This window comes from Streptomyces sp. NPDC004031, assembly GCF_053604375.1.
The window spans coordinates 22,160-45,369 of sequence record NZ_JBSGHL010000030.1 but is presented as its reverse complement, the minus strand read 5'-3'; the positions used below and the strand labels follow the sequence as shown (position 1 = coordinate 45,369).

The 23,210-nt window shown below is 73.7% G+C and carries 20 protein-coding genes; 11 read left to right on the top strand and 9 right to left on the bottom strand.

Going from position 1 to position 23,210, the window contains the following annotated elements:
• Positions 1-224: 224 nt before the first annotated feature.
• Positions 225-4,403: a beta-galactosidase gene (locus ACWERV_RS20220; RefSeq protein ID WP_452934803.1), complete on the top strand. Its 4,179-nt coding sequence runs from the start codon at positions 225-227 to the stop codon at positions 4,401-4,403.
• Positions 4,404-4,487: 84 nt separating this feature from the next.
• Here ACWERV_RS20220 and ACWERV_RS20215 read toward each other — a convergent pair whose 3' ends face one another.
• Positions 4,488-5,321 (bottom strand): alpha/beta fold hydrolase, encoded by an 834-nt coding sequence (locus ACWERV_RS20215; RefSeq protein WP_452934801.1) that lies wholly within the window; start codon positions 5,319-5,321, stop codon positions 4,488-4,490.
• Positions 5,322-5,458: 137 nt separating this feature from the next.
• Positions 5,459-6,589, bottom strand: a complete 1,131-nt coding sequence (locus ACWERV_RS20210; protein ID WP_452934798.1) for a peptidoglycan recognition protein family protein — start codon at positions 6,587-6,589, stop codon at positions 5,459-5,461.
• A 208-nt stretch (positions 6,590-6,797) separates the two neighbouring features.
• Here ACWERV_RS20210 and ACWERV_RS20205 point away from each other — a divergent pair, with 208 nt between their 5' ends.
• The 3 genes from ACWERV_RS20205 to ACWERV_RS20195 all read left to right on the top strand — a co-directional run bounded on the left by ACWERV_RS20205 (position 6,798) and on the right by ACWERV_RS20195 (position 8,225).
• Positions 6,798-7,046 (top strand): DUF6480 family protein, encoded by a 249-nt coding sequence (locus ACWERV_RS20205; protein ID WP_452934796.1) that lies wholly within the window; start codon positions 6,798-6,800, stop codon positions 7,044-7,046.
• Positions 7,047-7,154: 108 nt separating this feature from the next.
• Positions 7,155-7,589 (top strand): universal stress protein, encoded by a 435-nt coding sequence (locus tag ACWERV_RS20200; RefSeq protein WP_452934793.1) that lies wholly within the window; start codon positions 7,155-7,157, stop codon positions 7,587-7,589.
• Between the two features lie 114 nt (positions 7,590-7,703).
• Positions 7,704-8,225: an O-acetyl-ADP-ribose deacetylase gene (locus tag ACWERV_RS20195; protein ID WP_452934791.1), complete on the top strand. Its 522-nt coding sequence runs from the start codon at positions 7,704-7,706 to the stop codon at positions 8,223-8,225.
• 38 nt (positions 8,226-8,263) lie between these two features.
• On the opposite strand, the gene ACWERV_RS20190 is transcribed toward ACWERV_RS20195, so the two are convergent.
• On the bottom strand, positions 8,264-8,869 hold the full coding sequence (locus tag ACWERV_RS20190; protein ID WP_452934788.1) for a GOLPH3/VPS74 family protein: 606 nt from the start codon (positions 8,867-8,869) through the stop codon (positions 8,264-8,266).
• Positions 8,870-9,128: 259 nt separating this feature from the next.
• Between ACWERV_RS20190 and ACWERV_RS20185 the strand changes: the two genes are divergently transcribed.
• Positions 9,129-9,566, top strand: a complete 438-nt coding sequence (locus tag ACWERV_RS20185; protein ID WP_452934785.1) for a VOC family protein — start codon at positions 9,129-9,131, stop codon at positions 9,564-9,566.
• Positions 9,567-9,581: 15 nt separating this feature from the next.
• Here ACWERV_RS20185 and ACWERV_RS20180 read toward each other — a convergent pair whose 3' ends face one another.
• On the bottom strand, positions 9,582-9,947 hold the full coding sequence (locus ACWERV_RS20180; protein ID WP_452934783.1) for a DUF488 domain-containing protein: 366 nt from the start codon (positions 9,945-9,947) through the stop codon (positions 9,582-9,584).
• A gap of 125 nt (positions 9,948-10,072) precedes the next feature.
• Between ACWERV_RS20180 and ACWERV_RS20175 the strand changes: the two genes are divergently transcribed.
• The gene (locus ACWERV_RS20175; RefSeq protein ID WP_452934780.1) at positions 10,073-10,879 is read left to right on the top strand and encodes a uracil-DNA glycosylase; all 807 of its coding nucleotides are present in this window, start codon (positions 10,073-10,075) and stop codon (positions 10,877-10,879) included.
• A 103-nt stretch (positions 10,880-10,982) separates the two neighbouring features.
• On the opposite strand, the gene ACWERV_RS20170 is transcribed toward ACWERV_RS20175, so the two are convergent.
• Together ACWERV_RS20170 and ACWERV_RS20165 are read right to left on the bottom strand one after the other, a co-directional pair.
• Entirely contained in the window at positions 10,983-11,411 is a 429-nt protein-coding gene (locus ACWERV_RS20170) for a hypothetical protein (protein ID WP_452934777.1), read from the bottom strand.
• Positions 11,408-12,079, bottom strand: a complete 672-nt coding sequence (locus ACWERV_RS20165) for a helix-turn-helix transcriptional regulator (protein WP_452934776.1) — start codon at positions 12,077-12,079, stop codon at positions 11,408-11,410. Before ACWERV_RS20165 ends, ACWERV_RS20170 begins: the two co-directional genes overlap by 4 nt.
• 172 nt (positions 12,080-12,251) lie before the next feature.
• Between ACWERV_RS20165 and ACWERV_RS20160 the strand changes: the two genes are divergently transcribed.
• Genes ACWERV_RS20160 through ACWERV_RS20145 form a run of 4 tightly spaced genes read left to right on the top strand, consistent with a single transcriptional unit; the run spans position 12,252 to position 14,998 of the window.
• Positions 12,252-12,638 carry a cupin domain-containing protein gene (locus ACWERV_RS20160; protein ID WP_452934773.1) on the top strand — a complete coding sequence of 129 codons (387 nt, stop codon included), beginning with the start codon at positions 12,252-12,254 and terminating at the stop codon, positions 12,636-12,638.
• 30 nt (positions 12,639-12,668) lie between these two features.
• On the top strand, positions 12,669-13,130 hold the full coding sequence (locus tag ACWERV_RS20155; protein WP_452934771.1) for a low molecular weight protein-tyrosine-phosphatase: 462 nt from the start codon (positions 12,669-12,671) through the stop codon (positions 13,128-13,130).
• Entirely contained in the window at positions 13,127-13,984 is an 858-nt protein-coding gene (locus ACWERV_RS20150; RefSeq protein ID WP_452934769.1) for a fructosamine kinase family protein, read from the top strand. Before ACWERV_RS20155 ends, ACWERV_RS20150 begins: the two co-directional genes overlap by 4 nt.
• Positions 13,985-14,026: 42 nt before the next feature.
• The gene (locus ACWERV_RS20145; RefSeq protein WP_452934766.1) at positions 14,027-14,998 is read left to right on the top strand and encodes an aldo/keto reductase; all 972 of its coding nucleotides are present in this window, start codon (positions 14,027-14,029) and stop codon (positions 14,996-14,998) included.
• Positions 14,999-15,078: 80 nt separating this feature from the next.
• Here the strand turns inward: ACWERV_RS20145 and ACWERV_RS20140 are convergent, their stop codons facing one another.
• The 3 genes from ACWERV_RS20140 to ACWERV_RS20130 all read right to left on the bottom strand — a co-directional run bounded on the left by ACWERV_RS20140 (position 15,079) and on the right by ACWERV_RS20130 (position 22,551).
• Positions 15,079-19,053 carry an Ig-like domain-containing protein gene (locus tag ACWERV_RS20140; protein ID WP_452934764.1) on the bottom strand — a complete coding sequence of 1,325 codons (3,975 nt, stop codon included), beginning with the start codon at positions 19,051-19,053 and terminating at the stop codon, positions 15,079-15,081.
• Positions 19,054-19,333: 280 nt separating this feature from the next.
• Positions 19,334-21,040 (bottom strand): purine-cytosine permease family protein, encoded by a 1,707-nt coding sequence (locus ACWERV_RS20135; protein ID WP_452934761.1) that lies wholly within the window; start codon positions 21,038-21,040, stop codon positions 19,334-19,336.
• 404 nt (positions 21,041-21,444) lie between these two features.
• On the bottom strand, positions 21,445-22,551 hold the full coding sequence (locus ACWERV_RS20130) for a substrate-binding domain-containing protein (protein ID WP_452934759.1): 1,107 nt from the start codon (positions 22,549-22,551) through the stop codon (positions 21,445-21,447).
• A 149-nt stretch (positions 22,552-22,700) separates the two neighbouring features.
• Between ACWERV_RS20130 and ACWERV_RS20125 the strand changes: the two genes are divergently transcribed.
• On the top strand, positions 22,701-23,198 hold the full coding sequence (locus tag ACWERV_RS20125; protein ID WP_398190763.1) for a MarR family winged helix-turn-helix transcriptional regulator: 498 nt from the start codon (positions 22,701-22,703) through the stop codon (positions 23,196-23,198).
• The last annotated feature ends 12 nt before the right edge of the window (positions 23,199-23,210 follow it).

Below are 23,210 nucleotides of genomic sequence, written 5' to 3'. Positions count from 1 at the left end.
CGGTGGCTGTCAAGGGATCTGACGAGAACTCATCGGTGCGTATACCCGCCACTCCTTGCTCATTTCGGCAAATGAGCGGGTGTTATGCAGGAGTATGTACCTTTACACAAGCAGAAGACAGCGACCTTCGTCCGATCTCTTGTGCCACCCCGTCCGCCCTCCTATTGTGCGACTTCGATGGAATCTGTTTGGAGTTGACATCCTCGGCACGCCTGGAGGGCGCAGTGCGACGTAACCCCGACGGTTCGGCGGTCGGCAGAGCCGGCCGGCACAGAAAGTGGTGGGCGGCGGCCGCGGCGGCCGTGGCGCTCACCCTGACGGCGGTGCCCGCGCTGCCCGCCGTCGCCGCATCGCAGGCGCAGCCGGCCACCGCGCAGGCCAAGCCCGCGGGCACGGCGCACAAGGTGACATTCGACGGCTACTCGTTCATGGTCGACGGCGACCGCACCTACCTGTGGTCCGGCGAGTTCCACTACTTCCGGCTGCCGAGCCCCGACCTGTGGCTGGACATCTTCCAGAAGATGAAGGCGGCCGGCTTCAACTCCACCTCCCTCTACTTCGACTGGGACTACCACTCGCCCGCGCCAGGCGTGTACGACTTCACCGGCGTGCGCGACGTGGACAAGCTGCTGGACATGGCGCAGCAGGCGGGCCTGTACGTCATCGCCCGCCCCGCCCCGTACATCAACGCCGAGGTCGACAGCGGCGGACTGCCCGGGTGGCTCACCACCAAGAAGGAGCAGAACCGCACCGACGACCCGGCGTTCCTGAAGTACTCCGACGAGTGGCTCACCCAGATCGACCGCATCATCGCCCGCCACCAGCTCACCAACGGCACCGGCACGGTCATCGCCTACCAGGTGGAGAACGAGTTCTACAACGGCTCGGCGAGCGCCCGCGCGTACATGCAGCACCTGGAGGACAAGGCCCGCGCCGACGGCATCACCGTGCCGCTCACCGGCAACAACAACGGCACCTTCAACTCCGGTGACGGCGCCCTGGACGTCGACGGACCCGACTCCTACCCGCAAGGGTTCAACTGCTCCAATCCGTCGAAGTGGAACGGCGTCCCGAACCTCAGCTACGACCACCCGGCCGGAAAGCCGCTCTACACCCCGGAGTTCCAGGGCGGCGCCTTCGACCCGTGGGGCGGTCCGGGCTACGACAAGTGCGCCGAGCTGATCAACGACCAGTTCGCGAACGTCTTCTACAAGCAGAACATCGCGGTGGGCGCGACCGCCCAGAGCTTCTACATGACCTACGGCGGCACCAACTGGGGCTGGCTGGGCGAACCGCAGAACTACACCTCGTACGACTACGGCGCCGCGATCCGGGAGACCCGCGAGCTGGACCCGAAGTTCGACGAGGACAAGCTCATCGGCTACTTCACCCAGTCGGTGGCCCCGCTCACCAAGACCGACCAGATCAGGTCGACCCCGCCGGACAACGCCAAGGTCGTCGACACCGCGCGGATGAACCCGGACACCAGGACGCAGTTCCACGTCCTGCGGCACGGCGACTCCACCGCGACCACGACCGACACCACCCACATCGCGCTGGACTTCAACGCCCAGCCGTCCGCCGACACCACGTACACCCACGACGACACCGACGCCGCGCTCGACTACACCGGCACCTGGTCGCACGTGGCGAACCAGAGCTACACCGGCGGCGACTACCAGAAGACCGAGTCCTTCTCCAACACCGCGGGCGACTCCGTCACCGTCCCCTTCGACGGCACCGCGGTGCGCTGGATCGGCCCGAAGACGAACAACCACGGCTACGCCGACGTCTACGTCGACGGCACCAAGGAAGCCACCGTCGACGACTCCGGCAGCGAGGACCAGGCGGTCGTCTTCCAGAAGAGCGGCCTGTCCGACGGCCCGCACACCCTGAAGATCGTCGTCACGGGCAGCCACGCGTCGGGCTCCACCGACAACTTCGTCTCCATCGACGCGATCGACGTGCCGAAGGGCGGCGCCACCGAGGCGACCTACCCCGTCGTCCCGCAGCAGCCCGGCACCGCGATCACCCTCGACGGCCGCGACTCGCACATCGTCGTCGCGAACTACAAGCTCGGCGGCACCCAGCTGCAATATTCCACCTCCGAGATCATGACCACCGCCGCGATCGGCGACCGGGACGTCTCGGTGCTCTACGGCGACAAGGGCAGCGACGGCGAGACCGTGCTGCGCTACACCTCGAAGCCGACCGTGACCAGCAGCGGCGGCGACGTCACCACCACCTGGGACCCGGCCACCGGCGACCTGCGGCTCAACTACACGCACAACGGCCTGATCCGCATCGCGATCAGCGGCGGCGGCTCCCGCCCGGCGCTGCTGATGGTCGGCGACAAGCCCACCGCCGAGACGTTCTGGCGGCAGGACACCGCGTCCGGCCCGGTGCTGGTGCGCGGCAGCCACCTGCTGCGCACCGCGACCAGCCGGGACGGCGGCGCGACCCTCGCCCTCACCGGCGACAACGCCGACGTCAAGGACATCGAGGTCTTCAGCTCGGCCCGCCAGGTCACCTGGAACGGCAGGGCCGTGCACACCGGCTCCACCACGACCGGCAGCCGCACCGGACAGATCCCCACCGCCCAGGCCGTGCGGCTGCCCGCGCTGACGCACTGGAAGCACACCGAGGAATCCCCCGAGGCCGCGCCCGGCTTCGATGACTCCGGCTGGCAGGTGGCCGACAAGACCACCACCAACAGCTCCTCCGGCGTCAACTCGCTGCCCGTGCTCTACGCCGACGACTACGGCTTCCACACCGGCAACACCTGGTACCGCGGCCGCTTCCGCACCTCCGGTTCCGAGACCGGCATCCACCTGGTGTCCGACTCCGGCGGCAAGGCGCAGGCCTTCTCCGCCTGGCTCAACGGCACCTTCCTCGGCAGCTCCACCACCGGCAGCGCCGACTTCACCTTCCCGGCGGGCGCCCTCAAGTCCTCCGCGGACGGCGCCGACAACGTCCTGTCGGTCCTGACCGTCAACATGGGCCACGAGGAGGACTACAACTCCTCCAACGGCAACAAGACCGCCCGCGGCCTGACCAGTGCCGCGCTGCTGGGCGCCCCGCTCACCCCGGTCACCTGGCGCGTCCAGGGCGTCCGCGGCGGCGAGGACCTGCTCGACACCGCCCGCGGACCGCTCAACAACGGCGGCCTGTACGGCGAGCGGGCGGGCTGGTCGCTGCCCGGCTACCCGGACGGGTCGTGGAGCAACGTCTCGCTGCCCGCCACCGACACCCGCGCGGGCGTCTCCTGGTACCGCACGGACGTCGCCCTCGACCTGCCGCACGGCCAGGACACCTCGGTCGGCCTGACGTTCACCGACGACCCGAAGCGGCAGTACCGCGTAACGATCTTCGTGAACGGCTGGCAGGTCGGCAACTACGTCAACTACCTCGGCCCGCAGCACTCCTTCCCGATTCCCAACGGCATCCTCGATCCCGACGGGAACAACAGCATCGCCCTCGCGGTGTGGAACCTCGACGGCAGCACCGGCGGCCTCGGCACGGTGGCCCTGACGAACTACGGCAGCTACACCTCGCCGCTGAAGGTCGCGCAGAACCCCGCGCCGCGCTACAGCCACGCCGTCTACGCGATGCCGGCCGCGCCCGGCACCGACGTCACGCTGGACGTGCCCGGCACGGTGCAGGCGGGCAAGGCGTTCACGGCGACGGCCACCGTGGCCGTACCGGCGAACCAGCCGCCGGCCAGTTCGGTGTCGGCCGCGCTGAAGCTGCCCGCCGGGTGGACGGCGAGCGCCCCGCAGCCCGCGTCCGTCGCGCGGGTGCTGCCCGGCAGGTCCGCCGCGATCCGCTGGACGGTCACCCCGCCCGCCGGAACCCTGCCGGACGCCTCCGCGCTGAGCACGACCGCGCGGTACGTCCAGCGCGGCAGACCCGCCACGGCCGGGGACGAGCGCATCGTCAAGGCCATCCCGCCGCTGCCGCCGGCCGGGCAGAACGCCGTGAGCGACCTGCCCTTCCTGTCGTCGAGCAACGGCTGGGGCCCCGTCGAGCGCGACACCAGCGTCGGCGAGCAGGCGGCGGGCGACGGCAAGCCCCTCACCGTCGCCGGCACGACCTACGCCAAGGGGCTCGGCACCAACTCCGTGAGCGACGTGCAGCTCTACCTCGCCGGCACCTGCACCCGGCTGACCGCGCAGGTGGGCGTCGACGACGAGACGGGCGGCGGCGGCACCGTCACCTTCTCCGTGATCGCCGACGGCAAGGTGCTCACCACCACCGGGACGATCCGCGGCAAGCAGGCGGCCGTGCCGCTCGACGTCGACATCACCGGCGCCCAGGTCCTCGACCTCAAGGTCGGCGACGCGGGCGACGGCAACGGCAACGACCACGGCGACTGGGGGGCGCCCACGCTGACCTGCGGCTAGCCGCCGCGGGAAGGACGGCGGCGCGGGCCGGCCGGGGAACGCTCCCCGGCCGGCCCGCGCCGTGTCGCGCGGCTCAGGACAGGCTCAGGACAGGAAGGCGTCGGCCGCCTTCACGAAGGCCTCGGCGTCGTCGAACCACGGATAGTGGGCCGCGTCCGGCTGCACGGCGAACGACGAGTCGGGGAAGACGTCGGCGACCGCGACGGCGGCCTGCGGAGGGCTGCTGACGTCGTGCTCGCCGGTCAGCACCAGCACGGGGGAGCGGAAGGCGGCCAGCGCCGCGCGGGTCGCCTCCGGGGTGAAGGCGCCCGGCGCGCCGAAGAAGTGCGCCGCCTCCTCGTCGGCTGCCTGCCCGGCCCGGTGGTGGGCGCGGGCCGCGGCGTCCCAGCGGCCGTAGAGGAAAGGCGCGACCGCCGCCCCGTCCTCCTCGGTCGCGAAGCCGCCGGTCAGCGCCTCCAGGCCCGCGTAGGCCCAGGCGAACCACGGCTCGCCGCTGCGCTGCCGGGCCACCTCGCGCCGGACCCGGCCGTCCACCGCGACGCCGACCGCGCGGGTGCTCGGGGCGACCAGCACCAGCCGCCGCACCCGCACCGGGTGCCGGGCCGCGTACTGCACGGCGACGTCGGCCCCGCCGGCGTGCGCCAGCAGGTCGAAGCGCTCCAGCCGCAGATGCGCGCGCAGCGCCTCCACGTCCGCCACCTGGCGGTCGCAGCGGTACGACGACGCGTCCGCGGGCCGTTCGGAGCCGCCGGTGCCGCGCGGGTCGGCGAGGACGAGCCGCCGGTACGCCGCCAGGCCGCCCAGATCGCCGAGGTGGCCGCAGCCGGCGGGCCCGCCCGGCAGACAGACCAGCGGTGCGCCGCCGCCGGTCACGCGGTGGGCGAGACGGGTGCCGTCCGGCGCGGTGAAGGTGGGCATGCCCCGCAGTGTCGCAGGGCCCCGCGGCCGCCGGCCGATCCCGAGGTGAACGCGAGGGTACGCCCGGCGGGCGCGGGCGGGGCGCCGCACGGGGTGACCGTACGGCGCCCGCCCCCTGGCCGGGGTCCGCTACCGGCTCAGCCGCACAGCGCCTCGCGCACGGTGCCGCCGACCACCGCGCACCAGGTGCTCAGGTCGACCTTGCCGTTCGGGTGCAGCCCGTGCAGGCGCTGCATGGACTGCACGGCCTTCATGGTGGCGTGGTCGTACGCGCCGCTCGCGGTCACGTCCGCGTAGCCCTTGCGGGCGAGCATGAACTGCAGGGCCGTGACCGGCAGGCCGGTCGCGTGCTTGTCCAGCGGCGGGGCCAGCGCCTCCCACGTGGCGGTGTCGAAGGTGGCGTCGGGGGTGACCGGGATGCCGTGGGTGGTCTGGAAGTCGGCGAGCGCGTCGTTCATGTCGTAGCCGAAGACACCGTCGGCGGTCAGGGTGTAGCCCGCCGCGTCCAGCAGGTACTGGCCGACCTGCACGACGGGGCTGTCCACGAAGCGCCAGATGTCCGGCCAGCGCCGCGCGGGCGCCGCCGACGCCGGGACGCCCAGCTCGTGCAGCACCCGGGTGCGGATCATCGGGAACTGCGCGTAGAAGGCGATGCCGGGGCAGTCGGTCTCCCGGAAGTCCCAGTGGCCGAAGATGTCCCACGCGTTCAGCCGGAACTGGCGGCACACCGCGGTGCACAGCTGGACGAGGGAGTCCAGCAGCGCCTCGGGCGGCGTCTCGGTGATGTACGTGCCCTCGTTCTCGATGCCGATCGCGTTGCCGTTCTCACCGGGGCAGTGCGCCGCGGTGACCTGGTGCTCACCGGCGTCCAGGGTCTCCAGGCTGCGGTGCCGCCCCTCCAGGACGTACCCGCCGCGGCTCACCGTGAAGTGCTGGCCGGTGTCCGCCCAGCCGTTGGTGTCCATGTGCAGGTCCTGGCAGTCCCGGGCCAGCTGGAGCGCGTGGTCGCGCGAGTAGTCGGTGACGTTGGGGAACGCCATGTGGTGGAGGATGATCTTGTTCGTGGTGTTGCCGGTGATCTGGATCGGGCTGGACGGCGGCCGCGCGCCCCAGCTGTCGCAGTCGATGATCCAGGGGAACTCGCCGGACGGCGCCGCCTGCGCGGCGCCGGGAAGCGCGAGTTCCGTGCCGACGACCGCGGCGACCGCGGTGCCCAGGCCGACTCTGAACAGCGTCCGGCGTTCTACCTCGTGCTCGTGTCGGGTCATGCACACTCCGCAACGGAGAGGGGACGGCAGCCGGATCGCGGCTGCCGATGACCTCCGGAGAATACGGAGCAAGCTGACGCGCAGCCAGGACTTCCGCGCAACGGGCCGCGCTTGACGTGGAAGATCCCCTTTGCGCCCGGTGGGGTTCACCCGTGCGGCAGCGGGTAGCCGAGGTGCGGAGCCAGGAACCACCACCACGGAGGCCACCATGGCGGTCACCCACGCACCACAGCCCGTGAACCCGCACCTGCCCGACGAGGGCCTGGGCGTGCCCGGGGACTCGGCCCCGGCCGCCGGGCACTCCGCGCCCGCCGAGTCCGGGGTCTCGTCCCTCGACGCGCCCGAGCGCGTGGCGCTGAGCCGCGGCTGGGCGGCCGGGCCGGTCGTCTGGATCCTGCTCGTCGTCGCCGTCTTCGCCGCGGGCGTGCTGGGAATGGCGGTCGAACTGATGCGGTGACGTGGCCGTCGTCACGTCGCAGGGGGGAATGCACGCCCGTGTCCGGAAGCTGACCCATGAGGGCGGGCCACGAACCCCTGGGGCCCTTTCGGACAAGGAAGTTGATAAATGTACAAGAACATCCTCGCCGCCGTCGACGGTACCCCGCACGGCACCGGGGTACTGGACACCGTCGCGTCGCTGGCCAAGCTCACCGGTGCCGCGGTCCACGTCATCCACGTCCGGCCCTCCCACGTGGTGACCGACGGGATGTCCGGCAGCGTCTACACCTCGGAGGAGCCCGCCGAGGGGCGCCAGGTCGTCGAGGACGCGCTCGCCCGGCTGCGGGCGGACGGCGTCACCGCGGACGGCGAGGTCGACGAGGGCCTGAGCGAGGACCTGGCGGCCATCCTGGTCGAGCGCGCGTCCGCGCTCAGCAGCGACCTCATAGCGGTCGGCCCCGGCCACTACAGCGGCATCTCCGCGCTGCTCCACAACAGCGTGAGCCGCGGCGTGGCGAAGTCCGCGCCCGTGTCCGTCCTCCTGGTGCGCGCCGAGGCCTGATCCCCCCGGGGACCCTCGGAACGCCGGTCCCGACGCCCGACGCCCGACGCCCGGCCCCGGTGCCCTGACGGATATCAGGGGACCGTGGCCCGGTGCGGGTGCGAGGATCGGGACATGGTCGAGATCGAAGTGGTACAGGGCGACATCACGCAGCTGCCGGTGGACGCCATCGTCAACGCGGCGAACGAGTCGCTCGGGGGCGGTGGCGGGGTGGACGGCGCGATCCACTACGCCGCGGGCCCCCGGCTCGCCGCCGCGGGCCGGGCCCTGGCACCGTGCCCGCGGGGCGAGGCGCGCACCACACCCGCCTTCGACCTCGACCCGCCGGTACGGCACGTCATCCACACCGTCGGGCCCTCCTGGCACGGCGGTGTGCGCGGTGAGGCCGCGACGCTGGCCTCCTGCTACCGCGCGTGCCTGGCCGAGGCCGACGCGGTGGGGGCGCGCACGGTCGCCTTCCCCGCCGTCTCCACCGGGATCTTCGGCTACCCGGCGGACAAGGCGGCCCGTATCGCCGTGACCACCCTGCGGTCCTGCCCCACCGCGGTGGAACGCGTCCTGCTGGTCGCCTTCGACAAGGCGGCCCGCAAGGTGCTAGAGGCCGCGCTGGCGGAGAGCCCGGCGGGGGAGGGCTGAGCGGCTTCCCGGGGCGGGCGCGGCCGCCCCGGGGCCGGTCAGCCGCCGCGCCAGATGTTGTCGAAAGCCGCCTGCTCGATCCTGCGCCGCTGGCGTACCGCGTCCAGCTCCACGACCGCGTCGCCGACCGTCGCGAGGACGGCCTCCACGGAGTCGCTGCTGATCGCGGGCGGCTCGGCGGCCGGCCCCGGGTGGATACCGAGGGCGCCCGCCAGGACCGTCAGCACCGGGTCGCCGGAACGCCAGCGCTCGGCGGCCCGGCGGCGCGCCGGGGTGTCGGTGGCCGTCGCGGGCCCGGGGCGGCCCGGCAGTATCCGGCGGTGCCTGCGGGTGAGCTGCCCGGCCTCCTCCATGACGACCAGATAGACCGCCGCCAGGCCCTCACCGCGGCGCCACAGCCAGTCCTGCGCCGATTCGTACGGCGGCCGCCGCACCAGCGCGCTCGCCGCGTCGACCAGCAGCCGGTCGGCAGGCGTACGGGCCAGGCCGGGCACGATCAGCTCCCCGTCCAGCGTGACGGAGCCGTCGCCGAGCAGGTCGATCAGCTCCGCCCCGGCGAGCACGAGCGAGAGATCGCCGGACTCCACGGGCCGGCTGGACGGCACGTCCAGGCTCGTGATCAGCACGTCCTGCGGTGTGGTCATGCGGGCACTCCCGGCTCGGCCGTCGACGCCGTCCCCGTCCCCGCCCGTCACCCGGGCGGCGGCCCGGTGACCGCGCTTCCGCTACACCCCCGACGGTAGCGCCCCGTCACCCCGCCCGACACCAGGACACTCCTGACGGCGCCCCCGGCATGGGCGGGGCGGACGGTCCGGGTCCGCCCCGCGCATGCCGGGCGATCCGCACGGGGCGCCTGTAGCGTGAGCAGGAGCATTCCCGGCGAACGCGCACGAAAGGGTCCGCATGGCATCGGATGCGTCGGCCGACCGTGGCCCCCGGCTGGCCTCCGTGGTCGTGTTCGTCCGCGACCTCGACCAGTCGGTGGACTTCTACCGGGAACTCCTCCTGATGACCGAAACCGTCCGCACCGCGACCGCGGCGCTGCTCGTCGGAGCGGGGGACGCGCAGCTCTACCTGCGCGTCATGGGCGGGGGAGGCGAGCACCCGCTCGGGGCGATCGGCGTCCAGTACGTGATCTGGACGGCGGACGGCCCGCAGGACCTCGACCGCTGCGAGCGCATCCTCAAGCAGCGCGCCGCGCACGTGTCGTCGCGCGACAGCGAGGACGGCGTCCGGATGATCGAGGGCCGCGACCCGGACGGTCTCCCCGTCGTCATCTCCCACCCCGGCCCCCAGGGCGCCTCCCGCCACGACATCATGGCCCGCATCTACGCGTGGTAGCCGCGGCGGGGGAGGTCAGGAGGCCTTGGCGGTGAGCCATTCCGCGAGGACCGCGGCCTGACTGTGCGCCAGGTCCTTCGTGGCCGTCACAAGGGTCAGCCGCTCGTGCCCGGCGAGATCCCGCAGATGGGCCACCGCCTCCTGGTGCCCCGCGTCCCGCAGCTCCGCCCGGTAGCGGCGGCGGAACTCGGGGAAGCGATCGGGGTCGTGCCCGTACCATGTGCGCAGCTCGGACGAGGGGGCGGCGTCGCGCAGCCACTCGTCGAAACGCGCGTCGTCCTTGCGCATGCCGCGCGGCCAGACGCGGTCGACGAGCACCCGGTGGCCGTCCCCGGGCGCGTTCTCCTCGTAGACTCGGCGGTAGCCGATCGGCTCGGTCATGGGCGACACCTCTCGCCGGCGCGGAGCCCCTCACGGGGCACGGGCGCCGCTGTCGGGCGGCATGTTCATTTTACCGGCGCGGCCCCGGCGCGCGCGGGGTCACCCACCGAGAGGCGGACCAGGGCATGGCGCCGAGCGCACCGCGGGACGACGGCGCCGAAGGCCCCGGGCCTGGCCCCGACGACCCCGGATTCCCCGCCGCGGCGGCCGCCTCCGCCGCCGACGTGGCCGCGCTCGACGCACGGCTCAGCGGCTGCCGGGCCTGCCCCCGGCTGGTGGCGTGGCGCGAGGAGGCCGGGCGGGTCAAGCGCCGCGCGTACCTCGACTGGACGTACTGGGCCAGGCCCGTTCCCGGCTTCGGCCCGCCGGACGCGGCCCTCGCGGTCGTCGGCCTCGCTCCCGCCGCGCACGGCGGCAACCGCACCGGGCGGATGTTCACCGGCGACCCGTCCGGTGACGTCCTCTACGCGGCCCTGCACACGGTGGGCCTCGCGTCGCAGCCCACCGCCGTCGCACCGGGCGACGGACTCGCCCTGCGCGGCGTGCGCATCACCGCGCCCGTGCACTGCGCGCCGCCCGACAACAGACCCACCACCGCCGAGCGCGACACCTGCCGCCCCTGGCTGGCCCACGAGATGAGGATGCTGCGGCCGACCCTGCGCGCCGCCGTCGTGCTCGGCGGCTTCGGCTGGCAGGCCCTGCTGCCCGTCCTCGCCGACGCCGGCTGGCAGCTGCCCCGCCCCCGTCCCGCCTTCGGCCACGCCGCCCGGGTCCGGCTGCGCGCGTCGGACGGCGGCGCCGAGCTGGTGCTCATCGGCTGCTACCACCCGAGCCGGCGGAACATCTCGACCCGTACGGTGACCCCCGCGATGATCCGCGACGTCCTGCGGACGGCCGCGCAGGAGGCCGGCCTGCCCACCCGCGCCGGGTGAACCCCGCCGGGACCCGCCGCCGAGGGCTCGTCGCGGGCCACGCTCTCCGGCGCCGCCGTCGGGGCCCCGGACCGGGCGGACCACCGGCCGCCCGGCGGGCGGTTCAGGACGTGGCCGCCGCCACGCCCAGGGCGACGAGGAGGGCCACCTTCGCGATCTCGAAGGCCACATAGGCGAGATGGCCGCGGGAGCGCGGGAGGGTCTCGCCGGCCAGCACCCGGTCGGAGCGGCGGGTGAGGCGGCGGCGGACCACACCCACCTGGACGGCGAGCAGGACGGCGACCGTCGCCGCCAGCGCGGTGGGGACGGCGGGGGCGCCGCCCGCGGCCAGCGCGGTGAGCACCGCCGCCGCGAGCACCGCCTCGACGGTGTTGAGCGCGCGGAAGACGAGGCGGCCGATGCCCAGCCCGATCGGGATCGTCACGCCCGGGGCGCGGAATTTCAGCGGGGCCTCCAGGAACGAGACGGCCAGCACCATCCCGAGCCAGACGAAGACGAACGCGCTTGCCGTCGCGGCGGATCCGGAGGTCACCGGAGCGCTCCTTCCGGGCGGGGCCCCGCGGGGGCCAGACGGGCGAGACAGGAGTCGGGCGCGGCGAAGGGTTCGAGGCGCCCGGCGGTCACCGGGGCGCCCATCGCGGCGAGCGCTCCGCGCATCAGGCCGAGGTGGACCGAGCAGACCACCTCGCCGTGCTCCTCGGCGAGTTCGAGGAAGGGGCAGTGCCGCAGCCGGATCGCGCCCGGCTCGACGGCGGGCTCGAACCCGAGGTCGGCCAGCAGCGCGGTGAGCCGTTCGGCGGCGGTGCCGGCGGTGGCGGCCGGAGGCTGCGCCGGATCGACGAGGAAGCCGCCCCACGCGCGCCCGGCTTCCTCCGCGTCCCCGCGCCCCCGCCCGTCCTTCGCGGCGAGCCCGCCGACCAGCACCTGCGCGAGCAGCCGGTAGCCGCGGGCGCCGCCGCGGTCCATGCCGGGGGCGCCGGTGTAGACGGTGCGCGGCCGGCCCCGCCCGGCGGGCCGCTGCGTGCGGCGGCTGACGGCGCCTTCGGCGACCAGCGCGTCCAGGTGGAAGCGGACGGTGTTGGCGTGCACGCCGAGTTCACCGGCCAGGTCGGCGACCCCTTGCGGCTCGCCCGCGGCACGCACCGCGTCCAGCACGGCCCGCCGCCGTACGCCCCGTGAGCGCTCCTGCGGTTCTGCCACCGCGACCTCCGTCCCTAGGGCCACCACGCGCCACGCACCGGGCGCGGCCCCGAGCCGTACCGCCCGCCGTGCCGGGGTCTGCGGCGGAGTTCCGCGGAAGGCCCCGTACCGCTTTTTCACGAATGCTACATGTAATAATTCGGGGACTGTCAGCGGGCCCAGGGAGGCACACATGGCGCCACCGTCCGAAGCGGAGTCCGAGCGGGTGCGGGTGGTGGGCGAGGCACGGGCGGCGGCCGGTGACGCCGGCGAGGCCGCGGGCGTGCTGTGGAAGCTCAGCGAGCCGGGGCGGCAGCTCGACGCCAACGTGGTCCGGCTGGGGCCGGGTGCGCGGGTCGCCCCGCACGTCGAGTCCGACCTCGACGTGCTCGTGCTGGTCCTCGGCGGCACCGGGGAGCTCGCGGGCGGCGAGGCCCCCGAGCAGCTCGCCGAGGGGTCCCTAGCCTGGCTGCCGCACGGCGCCCGGCGTTCGCTCACCGCGGGCGGCGCGGGGCTGACGTATCTGACCGTCCACCGCCGCCGCCCCGGCATGACCGTCGGCCGCCGCCCGTCCGGCTGAGACCGGGCCCGGCGACGTAGGCTGAGGCCCGTGCACATCTGCTTCGTCTGTACGGGAAACATCTGCCGCTCGCCCTCCGCCGAGCTGGTGTTCCGGGAGAAGCTGCGCGAGGCGGGGCTCGCGGGTCAGGTGCGGGTCAGCAGCGCCGGGATCGGCGACTGGCACGAGGGCGAGAGCATCGACGAGCGGGCGGGGGAGGCGCTCGTCCGGCACGGCTACCCCGTCGTGCACGTCGCCGCCCAGGTCGGCGCCGGGCATCTGCGCGCGGATCTGCTGGTCGCGATGGACCGCGGGCACGAGAAGGCGCTGCGCGCGCTCGTCGACGACCCGTCACGCGTACGGCTGCTGCGCTCGTTCGACCCGGACGCCGACGGCACCGACGTGCCGGACCCGTACTACGGCGGTCCGGCCGGTTTCGACGCGGTGCTGGCCATGATCGAGGACGCCTCTGCCGGCCTGCTGGACTGGGTGCGTGAGCACCTGGACGGATGAGCGGCGGCGCGGCCGCCGCGGTCGCGCGGCTCACCGGGCTGCGGGTCACCGGGGAGCGCCGGGTGTCCGGCGCGCTCGCGGAGGTCGAACTCGACGGCGGGCACGTCGTGATGGCCAAGCACGCGACCGCCCCCGGCGCGGTCGCCGCCGAGGCGGCGGGGCTGGAGTGGCTCGCGGCGGCCCGCGCGGTGCGGATCCCCGCGGTGCGCGGGCGCGACGGGCAGTGGCTGGTGACCGACCGGGTCGCGGAGGGCCCGGCGACCCCCGCCGGGGCCGAGCGCTTCGGCCGCGCGCTCGCGGCCCTGCACGCGTCCGGCGCCCCGGCGTTCGGCGCCGCGCCGCCGGGCGGACCGGCGCAGGCGTACATCGGCGCCGCCCCGATGCGGAACGTGCCCGGCTCCGACTGGCCGGGCTGGTACGCCGGGCAGCGCGTCCTGCCGTACCTGCGGACGGCGGTCGACGCGGGCGGCCTCGGCGCCGCGGACGCCGCCGCGGTGGAGCGGGTGTGCGCGCGGCTGCCGGAGCTCGCCGGGCCCGCGGAACCGCCCGCCCGGCTGCACGGCGACCTGTGGAGCGGGAACGTGCTGTGGGGCGCGGACGGCGAGGTGCGGCTGATCGACCCGGCCGCGCACGGCGGCCACCGCGAGACGGACCTCGCGATGCTGCGGCTGTTCGGCTGCCCGCACCTGGACCGGGTCCTGGCCGCCTACGCCGAGGCGGCCCCGCTCGCCCCCGGCGCCGGTGCGCGCGTCCCGCTGCACCAGCTCTTCCCGCTGCTGGTGCACACCGTGCTGTTCGGCGCGGGCTACGGGCGGCAGGCGGGCGCCGCGGCCCGCGCGGCACTCGCCGCCTGACGCGGCGATGGCTCCCGCCGCCTGGAACGTAGGCTTTCGGCCATGGACTATGTGAAGCTCGGGACGACCGGACTCGACGTCTCCCGTATCTGCCTCGGCTGCATGAGCTACGGGAGCGCGGACCGCGGCAACCACAGCTGGACCCTCGACGAGGAGGCGAGCCGGCCGTTCATCCGGCAGGCCGTCGAGGCGGGGATCAACTTCTTCGACACCGCGAACGTCTACTCCGACGGCACCAGCGAGGAGATCGTCGGCCGGGCGCTGCGCGACTTCGCCTCCCGCGACGAGATCGTGCTCGCCACCAAGGTGCACGGCCGGATGCGGCCCGGTCCCAACGGCGGCGGCCTGTCCCGCAAGGCGATCATGGCCGAGATCGACCACAGTCTGCGCCGCCTCGGCACCGACCACGTCGACCTCTACCAGATCCACCGCTTCGACCGGCACACCCCGGTCGAGGAGACGATGGAGGCGCTGCACGACGTGGTGAAGGCGGGCAAGGCCCGCTACATCGGGGCGAGTTCGATGTACGCCTGGCAGTTCGCCAAGATGCAGCACACCGCCGAGCGGCACGGCTGGACGCGTTTCGTCAGCATGCAGGACCACTACAACCTGCTCTACCGCGAGGAGGAGCGGGAGATGCTGCCGCTGTGCGCGGACCAGGGCGTCGGCGTCATCCCGTGGAGCCCGCTGGCGCGCGGCCGGCTGACCCGGCCGTGGGACGCGACGAGCGCCCGCAGCGAGACCGACGAGTTCGGCAAGACGCTCTACCAGGACGGCGACCGGCACATCGTCGAGGCGGTCGCGGCGGTCGCCGCCGAACACGGTGTCTCTCCCGCGCAGATCGCGCTCGCCTGGCTGCTGCGGCAGCCCGGGGTGACGGCGCCGATCGTCGGTGCGACCAAGGAGCAGCACCTCGCCGACGCGGTCGCGTCGGTCGCGGTGGAGCTGAGCGACGACGACTGCCGCCGCCTGGAGGAGCACTACAGCCCGCGCGGCATCGCCGGGCACGCGTAAGTCCCCGCCGAACGCGTGACGCGGGGGCGGTCCGGCCGGACCGCCCCCGCGTCGTGTGCGCACCTCCCGGTGTCGGTGTGTCAGGTCACCGTGACCGCCACGGCGGCCGGAGCGGCGGGGGTGCCGGTCGGGTCGGTGGCGGTCGCCTCCAGGGTGTGCGGGCCCGCGGCGAGCGGTGCGTCCGCGGTGCACGTCCAGGTGCCGTCGGCGGCGACGGACGCGGTGCACAGCGCCGCCCCGTCCGCCGTCACGGCGACCCGGGCGCCCGGCTCCGCGGTTCCGGCGACGGCCGGGGTGGCGCCGACGGCCGCGCCCGCCGCGGGGGAGGAGACGGTCACCGGCGGGGCGAACAGCGTGCGGTCCGGCACCCCGTCGCCGCTGATCTTCACCGCGACGCTGTGCACCGTCACCTGCCCGCCGCCGTTGCGCAGCCGGAAGTCGGCGGCGGAGTGCTGCTGCCCGCCGAAGTAGGCGTCGGTGGCGGTCACGGTGGCGGTCTTCCAGGTGCCGGTGCCGGTCAGCGCGATGCCCGCGGTCGACTTGTACGGGTCGGAGGTGCCGTTGTCGTACTGCACGGAGAACGAGCCCGTGCCCTGGTCGTAGTAGGAGACGGTGAAGGAGGCCGAGTAGTACCCGGCGTGGGCGATCGAGTCGTCGATGTCGAAGTAGATGTTGCTCTGGGTGCTGGTGCGCGCGGACAGGCCGTCGATCACCGAGGCGGTCGTCGGGCCGTCGAAGCCGCCCGAGGGCCGCTCGTCCTGGCTCAGGCCGTAGGCCGCGTTGTCCTCGCCGACGACCGCGCCGACCACGGCGGTGCCCGGCGGCAGGTCGGAGGCGTCGAAGGCGACCCCGGCCGAGGCGTCGCTGACCGGGCCGGAGGGGTCGGTCACGGTGGCCGTGGCGGTCTGCCGCCCCGGGGTGAAGCCGCCGTCGGGGGCGCAGCTCCACGCCCCGGCGTCGTCCGCGGTCGCGGTGCACAGCGGTCCGGACGCCTCGCGCACCGTCACGGTGCCGTTCGGGACGGTCGTGCCGGAGACCGCGGAGTCCAGCTTGACGGTCGCTCCGGTGCGCGGGGTGGTGATCGCCGGGGCGGGCGGGAAGGCGTGCCGGTCGGGCACCCAGGCGCCGGTGACGGTCAGGGCCGCGCTGTGCACGCTGAACGGCCCGGCGGCCGAGTGCAGCCGCAGGTCGCCGCCGCCCGTCTGGAGGCCGCCGAACCAGGCCCCGTCCAGGGTGACGCTCGCGGACTTCCAGGTGTTGCTGCCGGTCAGCGCGATGGTGCCGGCCTCGTGGTAGCGGTCCTTCGCGCCCGCGTCGTACTGCACCGACAACGAGCCGGTGCCCGCGTCGTAGTACGAGACGTCCAGCTTCGCGCCGTAGGAGCCGGTGGCGGCGACGTCGCCGGCGACGTCGAACGACAGGTCGCTGTCCGCGGTGCGGGCGGTGAGCCCGCCGACGTCGCCCGGGGACGACGCGGTGGCCGCGGTCAGGGACAGGCCGAAGTCCCGGTCGGTGCCGCCCAGCACGGTGCCGACGGTGGCGCTGCCGGAGCGCAGCCCCGCGTCGAGGCCGAGCTGCACACCGCCCAGGTGCCGGGCCGCCTTCGGGGCGGTGCCGGTGACGGGCGCGAAGGGCAGGTCCGCGGTCGGCGCCGCGGCCTGCTGCACCACGTAGGTCCTGCCCTTCTTGACCGGTACGGTCAGCAGGTCCGCGCTGCTCGCCCGGACGACGGCCTTGCCGTTCTTGCCGTCCACGACCTCGGTCGCCTTGCCCGGCCACGGGTTCTTGACCGTCAGGGTGCCGGTGCCGCCCGCCTCGATCGCGGCGGTCGTGAGCTGACCGTCCTGCACCTGCACGTCGGCCTTCGTGCCGCCCTGGAGGTAGACGCTGCCCGCGCCGTTCCAGTCGGCGGGCCAGGCCGGGGCGAAGCGCACGATGCCGTCGTAGCTCTGCGCCAGCGCCTCGGCGACGGCGGTCGCGGCACCGGACTCCTGCTCGATGTAGGGCTGGAAGCCCACGGAGTTGCCCAGGTCGGCGAAGCCGTTGGGGTAGACCTGGTGCCCCTCGGTGATCGAGATCAGCGCGGCGCGCACCTCGGCCGGGTCTTGCAGCCGGGCGGCGTCGATGGCGTCCATCGACCAGTCGTTGCCGCCCTTGTTGGGCCGGTGGTCGTAGGAGCGCTGCTCCAGCGCGAAGAGGTTCGGGTCCTGGTCGCTGACGGTGTTCCACGGCCACAGCGGTTCCAGCTCGATGTTCTCGCCGTTGCGGCGCTCGGCGGCCGGTTCGTACGAGATCGCGATCATGTCCGTGCCGGTCGCGTCGGCCACCGCCGTCTCCGCCTCGGTGTAGCCGGGGTTGAGCAGCTTGCTGCGGGTGGCCTGGTCGGTGCGCGGGTAGGGCGGGATCCGGGTCAGCGCGGTGCCGACCCGGGAGACCAAATCCTTGTCGGCGCCCTTGGCGGTGCCCAGGACGCCGGCGATCTGCCCGATCAGCGGGAAGACGGCCCGGTCGACGGCGATGTCGGTCGTCGGGTCCTGCACCGCCCACTGTGTCTCGTGCGCGTTGGCGTTGGCGTGCAGCAGCCCGTCGGCGCCCGGCTTCTGGTAGGCGAGCTGGAATTCGGTGACGGACTTGATGAACGGCCAGTAGCGCTTGAGCTGGGCCTTGTCGCCGGTGCCCTGGTACTGCTCCCACATGTAGAGGGCGATCTCCGGGCCCGAGGAGATGTCGAGGGCGTTCCAGTTGGGGCTGCCGGGCTCGCTGCACGAGCCGTTCTCACCGGCGCCGGGGGAGATGCCGTTGCCGTTGAAGCGCATGGTCTCCGGCACACAGGCGCCGGGGCGGCCGCCCATCTGCTGCTTCGTCCACGCCTCGATGGCCGGCAGGTCCTTGGCGTACATGTCGAAGATCGGGGTGTTGAGCCGGTAGTTGCCGCTGCTCATGTTGGCGGCGATCTGGGTGCGCAGGTTCCACAGCCAGTACGCGGACGGGGTCCAGGTCTGGGCGTCCTTGTTCCAGGCGAACATGTCGGCCTCGCCGGCCTGGCTGCCCGGCAGGATGCCCTCCTTCATCGACGCCGCCTCTTCGTAGAGGTAGAGCGTGCGGAGGTTCTCGATGTAGTCGGCGCTGCCGTCGGCCGAGGTCATCGAGATCAGGCCGGTGTGCGACCAGAAGTCGTCCCACCAGCGGTCCTGGCTCTTGAGCAGCTTCCTGACGGACGCGGTGGCGTCGCCGTCGATGGTCCTGGACGCGGCCTTGGCGGCGGCCTTCGGGGTGCCGCCGGTCCAGCCCGGGGAGGCGACGACGACCCGGAAGCTGCCGTCGGCGTGCGGGGTGAAGCCCACCGTCACCTCGGTGGGGCTCGCCACCGAGGTGCTCACCTGGCGGCCGCCCGCGGTGATCGCGGCGAGCGACCCGAAGGTCGCGCCGGTGCCGATCGGCGGGGCCTGGTCCGTCCAGGTCTCGGCGAGGGTGCCGACCGTGCCGGAGACGGCGGCGGTGGGCTTGCGGGGCGACCACAGGCTGATGCTCGCGGTCTGCGGGACGGCCGGGTCGGCGCCGGTCACGTCCACGACCAGCTCGTCCTTGTCCGCCGAGACCCACGCGCTGAGCGACATGCCGCCGCCGGACTCGTGCAGCACCCCGTCGGTGAGGTCGAGTTCGCCGTGGAAGTCGGCGGCGTGCGAGATGACCGACAGGCCGGGGATGGTGAGCCGGCCCGGCGACTTGCGGTCGGGCATGGTGTCGGAGCGGTTGAGCTGGGCGGTGAAGCCGTTCTCCGCCCACGCGGCCACCCCCAGCGAACCGTTGCCGAGCGGCATCGACGCGGTGGGGTCGAGGTTGGGGGCGCCGAGAACGAGGTCGGAGCGGCTGACCACGCCGGACGGGTCGAGGGCGAACTGCCCGTGCCGCCAGGCGGTGGTGGGCCCGGTGGCCGCGGCGGCGGAGCCCGCGTCCAGCAAGGCCGCGCCCGCGAGGGCGGTGAGCGCGGCCGTGCAGAGCGCGACGGCCCGTCTGTACGGAACCCGCCGGGGGCGGCGGGGAGATATCTGCACGAGGCCCTCCAGGGCGTCGATACGGCTCTCGGTCTACGGCAGTGCCGTAGTTGTCCGATGAATGCGCCTGCTTCCTGACGGGTTCTCTGCGCGGCATGGCAGCCGCGTGCCCAAACGGGGTGCGCGGCTGCCATAACATCGGATGACTGTCGTTCTAGACCATCGACGGGGACGCCGTAAAGACCCCTGACGCAAGCAAAGTGCCGGCCCGCGGCATCAGCCGCGGGCCGGCACGTCGGACGTCCGGAACCGTGTCCGTGGAGGCGGAGGTGAGCCGGTGTCAGCTCCCGGCGGGAGCCGGCATCCCGAGGTCGACCGGGCCGCCGCCGCGCCCGGCGGACTTGCACATGTCGTGGCAGTCCCGCTCCAGGCTGCAGCACAGCGAGCACACCGCCCCGGCGTGGAAGGGGCAGCCGGCGACGTCCGGGCGCTCGAAGTCCTCCGCGCACACCGAGCAGGTCAGCGTCGCCCCCGACAGCAGTCCGTCCTCGGCGAACAGCGGCTCGGGCTGGTCGTCGATCCGGGCGATGTAGTAGCGGCCCTTCGTGGCCACCGCCAGCAGCGGCGACAGCACCATGGCGACCAGCAGCGCGATGAAGGGCGAGAAGGCCTTGGCGTACTCGCCGAAGGCGTGGAAGTAGGCGGCGATGGAGACGGCGGAGGCCACCAGCATCGAACCGAAGCCCACCGGGTTGAAGTTGTACAGGTGTGCGCGCTTGAACTCGATGTAGGACGGGCTGAAGCCGAGCGGCTTGTTGATCACCAGGTCGGCGACGACCGCGCCGATCCACGCGATGGCCACGTTGGAGTAGAAGCCCAGCACGGTGTTGAGGAAGCCAAAGACACCGCCCTCCATCAGGGCGAGCGCGATCCCGACGTTGAGGAAGATGTAGACGACCCGGCCGGGGTGGCGGTGCGTCAGCCGGGAGAAGAAGTTGGACCACGACAGCGAGCCGGAGTACGCGTTGGTCGTGTTGATCTTGATCTGGGACAGGATCACGAAGAACGTCGCCAGCCCCAGCGCGACCGGCGCGGCGAACGTGTGGATGCCCGAGACGAACTGCTGGATCGGCTCGTTGGCCTTGCTCAGCCCGACGTGCCCGGCGATGTAGAAGGCGAGGAAGGCACCGCCGATCTGCTTGGCCGCGCCCAGCACCACCCAGCCGGGACCCGCCGCCAGCACCGCGCTCCACCAGCGGCGGGAGTTGGCGGGCGTCTTGTCCGGCATGAAGCGCAGATAGTCGACCTGCTCGCCGATCTGCGCGATGAGCGACAGCGCCACCCCGGCGCCCGCGCCCACCCCGAGCAGGCTGACCGACGAGCCGGTCGGGGAGTTGCCGGCGAAGTGCGTGAACCGCGAGAAGGCGTGCGGGTCCTGGATCGCGATCGAGACGAAGGGCGCCACCATGAGCACCAGCCAGACCGGCTGCGTCCACACCTGCATCTTCGACAGCGCCGTCATCCCGTAGAAGACCAGCGGCAGGATGATCAGCGCGCAGATCAGATATCCGGCGGCCAGCGGGATGTGCAGGCCCAGGTCGAGTGCCTGGGCCATGATCGAGCCTTCGAGGGCGAAGAAGATGAAGGTGAAGCTGGCGTAGATGATCGACGTCAGCGTGGAGCCGAGGTATCCGAATCCCGCGCCCCGCGTCAGCAGGTCCATGTCGATCGAGTAGCGGGCGGAGTAGTACGAGATCGGAATTCCGGTGAGGAAGATGGTGACCGCGGCGGCGAGAATCGCCAGCAGTGCGCTGCCGAATCCGTGCGAGATCGCGATGGAGCCGCCGATCGCGAAGTCGGCGAGGTAGGCGATGCCGCCGAGCGCCGTGGTGGCCACCACGTAAGGGCTCCAGCGGCGGAAGGACTTCGGCGCGTAGCGCAGCGAGTAGTCCTCCAGGGTGGTGTTCCTCGCCCAGTTGCCGTACCGGCGGGTCCTGGTGCCGGTGGCGCCGCCGGGGGGCGCGGAGGTGTCGACCGTGTCCGTCACGAGAACTCCCTTTTCACGTCCGCGGGTCGTGGTTCCGCCGCGCGGGGCGGGGCCCGTCGCGGCGTTGGAAGAGTCCCGCTCGCGTGTTTCCCGGCGATGTCCGGCTCTTTAAAAGGGGCGACCGGGAAAGAATGCGGGTGACGCGCGTAGAAAGAAAGGCGGAAGGAAATAGGGAGAGGTATTTCCGGGCGCACCGAGAAGTGCGCTGGCAATTCCGCCGCGGGTCCGGGGGCGCGGGCCGCCGGTGGTACGGGCGGGCTGCCGTACGGCGGCCCGCCGGGCGCCGTCACAGGTGCGGCCGCCGGGCAGATGCTTCCCCCAGAAAATATTTCCTGCGGAAGGTACTGTCAATGCCCAGGCCGTGCGCGGCCGCCCGGCACCCGGTCGGCAGGGGAGGAGCGAGCTCACAGTTGCGCGAGCACGGCGAAGTCGAAGGCGTCCGCACGGGCCAGGTAGACGGGCTGGTCCAGATGGCTGCCGCGCAGCCGCAGGGCGCCGCGCGGGCCCTCGTACCCGACCGACTGCCGTACCGCGTGCATCGCCCGGACGTCGCAGCCGCCCGCCAGTTCGGCGAGCGCGCCCAGCAGCCGCAGCCCCTCGTAGCAGGACTCGCCGAGGCTGCCCACGACCGGGGCGTCGAGCCCGAAGCGGCCGGTCAGCCGCCCGGCGAAGTCCAGCGACTGCGCGGTGGCCAGGGACGCGAAGTAGCCCGCTGCCGCCCACAGCCCCGCGGTGCCCTCGGCGCCGCTGGCCAGCAGGATGTTCTCGTCCATGTGGGTGCTCAGCCGCTGGCAGCGGTCCGGCAGCCCGCGCGCGGCGAACGCCCGGTTGAAGCCCGCCGCGTCCGCCCCGACCAGCAGCATCAGCACCGCGTCCGCCTCGGCGCGCTCGATCCGCCGCAGCACCGGGCCGAAGTCGGCGGTGCCCAGCGGCAGCAGCGCCTCGCCCACGGTGCGCCCGCCGCAGTCGTGCGCGTACCGCCGGGCCGCGGCCGCCGTGACGCGCGGCCACACGTAGTCGTTGCCGACCGTGAACCAGCGCCGTACCCCGGTCGCCTCCGCCAGCATCCGCATCGCCGGGCGCAGTTGACGGCGGTCGGTCTCACCGGTGAGGAACACGCCCGGGGTGCGCTCGCCGCCCTCGTACTGCGCGGTGTAGACGTACGGCACCAGGTGCGCGACGCGCGGGGCCAGCTCCCGGCGCACCGCCGAGATGTGCCAGCCGACCACCGCGTCCACCGCCCCCAGCCGCACCAGCGCCTCGACCTCGGCGGCCACCTGACGTGGCGGCCCCGCCCCGTCCACCGGGACCAGCCGCACCGGGCGGCCCGCCACCCCGCCCCCGGCGTTCAGCTCCTCCGCGGCGAGCTGCGCGGCCAGCTCGCAGGACGGTCCGAGGATGCCGCCGGGCCCGTGCAGCGGCACCACCAGGGCCACCGCCAGCGGCCGGTCGGCGCCGGTGGCGGGCCTGCCGGGCGGGGCGGTGCGGAGGCTGCGGGCCGGCGGGAGCATGCGGCCACCTCCGGAGGGGGCGAGGGTACGGGGGCGGCGCGCGGCACGGCGCGGCGCACGGCGGGGGAACGGCGGACCCGGTCCCGGCACCCTTGCGGAGACCTCCTAGTGTGGCCGAACAGTAGTCCCGGGAAAGGACACCGGCAAACATGCCCTCGCAGCCGTCGCGGCACCCCGGGCGCGACCTCGCGCTCGTCCTCAGCCGGGCCGAACGCCTCGTCGTGGCACGGCAGTCGGAGCTGCTGGCGGCCGAGGGCTGCTCGGTCGAGCAGTGGCGGGTGCTCAGCGCGGTCGCCGGTGCGGGCGGGCTGCCCATGTCGGAGATCGCCGACTACGCGCTGATGCCCGCGCCGAGCCTGACCAAGCTGGTCGACCGGATGGTCGCCGACAACCTGGTCCACCGCCGGGCCGACCCCGGCGACCGGCGCCGGGTGCTGCTGCACCTGGCCCCGCGCGGCCGGGCACTGCACCAGCGGGCTGCCGCGCGGGTCGCCGCCGACCACACCGGGCTGCTGGCCGCCCTCGAAGCGGCGGCCGGGACGCGGGCCGCGGGCGGCGCCGGGGAACTGGCCGCCGCCCTGACCCTGCTCGCGGACCTCGCGGCGGAGCCTGGCGCCGCCGCGGGCCGGGCCCGGGTGCCGCGCTGACCGGGCCCGCGG

Coding starts and splice junctions, on each gene's coding strand:
- ACWERV_RS20215 (WP_452934801.1), bottom strand. CDS start 5,321: ATGCCCACCTTCACCGCGCCGGACGGCACCCGTCTCGCCCACCGCGTG.
- ACWERV_RS20210 (WP_452934798.1), bottom strand. CDS start 6,589: ATGACCCGACACGAGCACGAGGTAGAACGCCGGACGCTGTTCAGAGTC.
- ACWERV_RS20205 (WP_452934796.1), top strand. CDS start 6,798: ATGGCGGTCACCCACGCACCACAGCCCGTGAACCCGCACCTGCCCGAC.
- ACWERV_RS20200 (WP_452934793.1), top strand. CDS start 7,155: ATGTACAAGAACATCCTCGCCGCCGTCGACGGTACCCCGCACGGCACC.
- ACWERV_RS20195 (WP_452934791.1), top strand. CDS start 7,704: ATGGTCGAGATCGAAGTGGTACAGGGCGACATCACGCAGCTGCCGGTG.
- ACWERV_RS20190 (WP_452934788.1), bottom strand. CDS start 8,869: ATGACCACACCGCAGGACGTGCTGATCACGAGCCTGGACGTGCCGTCC.
- ACWERV_RS20185 (WP_452934785.1), top strand. CDS start 9,129: ATGGCATCGGATGCGTCGGCCGACCGTGGCCCCCGGCTGGCCTCCGTG.
- ACWERV_RS20180 (WP_452934783.1), bottom strand. CDS start 9,947: ATGACCGAGCCGATCGGCTACCGCCGAGTCTACGAGGAGAACGCGCCC.
- ACWERV_RS20175 (WP_452934780.1), top strand. CDS start 10,073: ATGGCGCCGAGCGCACCGCGGGACGACGGCGCCGAAGGCCCCGGGCCT.
- ACWERV_RS20160 (WP_452934773.1), top strand. CDS start 12,252: ATGGCGCCACCGTCCGAAGCGGAGTCCGAGCGGGTGCGGGTGGTGGGC.
- ACWERV_RS20150 (WP_452934769.1), top strand. CDS start 13,127: ATGAGCGGCGGCGCGGCCGCCGCGGTCGCGCGGCTCACCGGGCTGCGG.
- ACWERV_RS20145 (WP_452934766.1), top strand. CDS start 14,027: ATGGACTATGTGAAGCTCGGGACGACCGGACTCGACGTCTCCCGTATC.
- ACWERV_RS20130 (WP_452934759.1), bottom strand. CDS start 22,551: ATGCTCCCGCCGGCCCGCAGCCTCCGCACCGCCCCGCCCGGCAGGCCC.
- ACWERV_RS20125 (WP_398190763.1), top strand. CDS start 22,701: ATGCCCTCGCAGCCGTCGCGGCACCCCGGGCGCGACCTCGCGCTCGTC.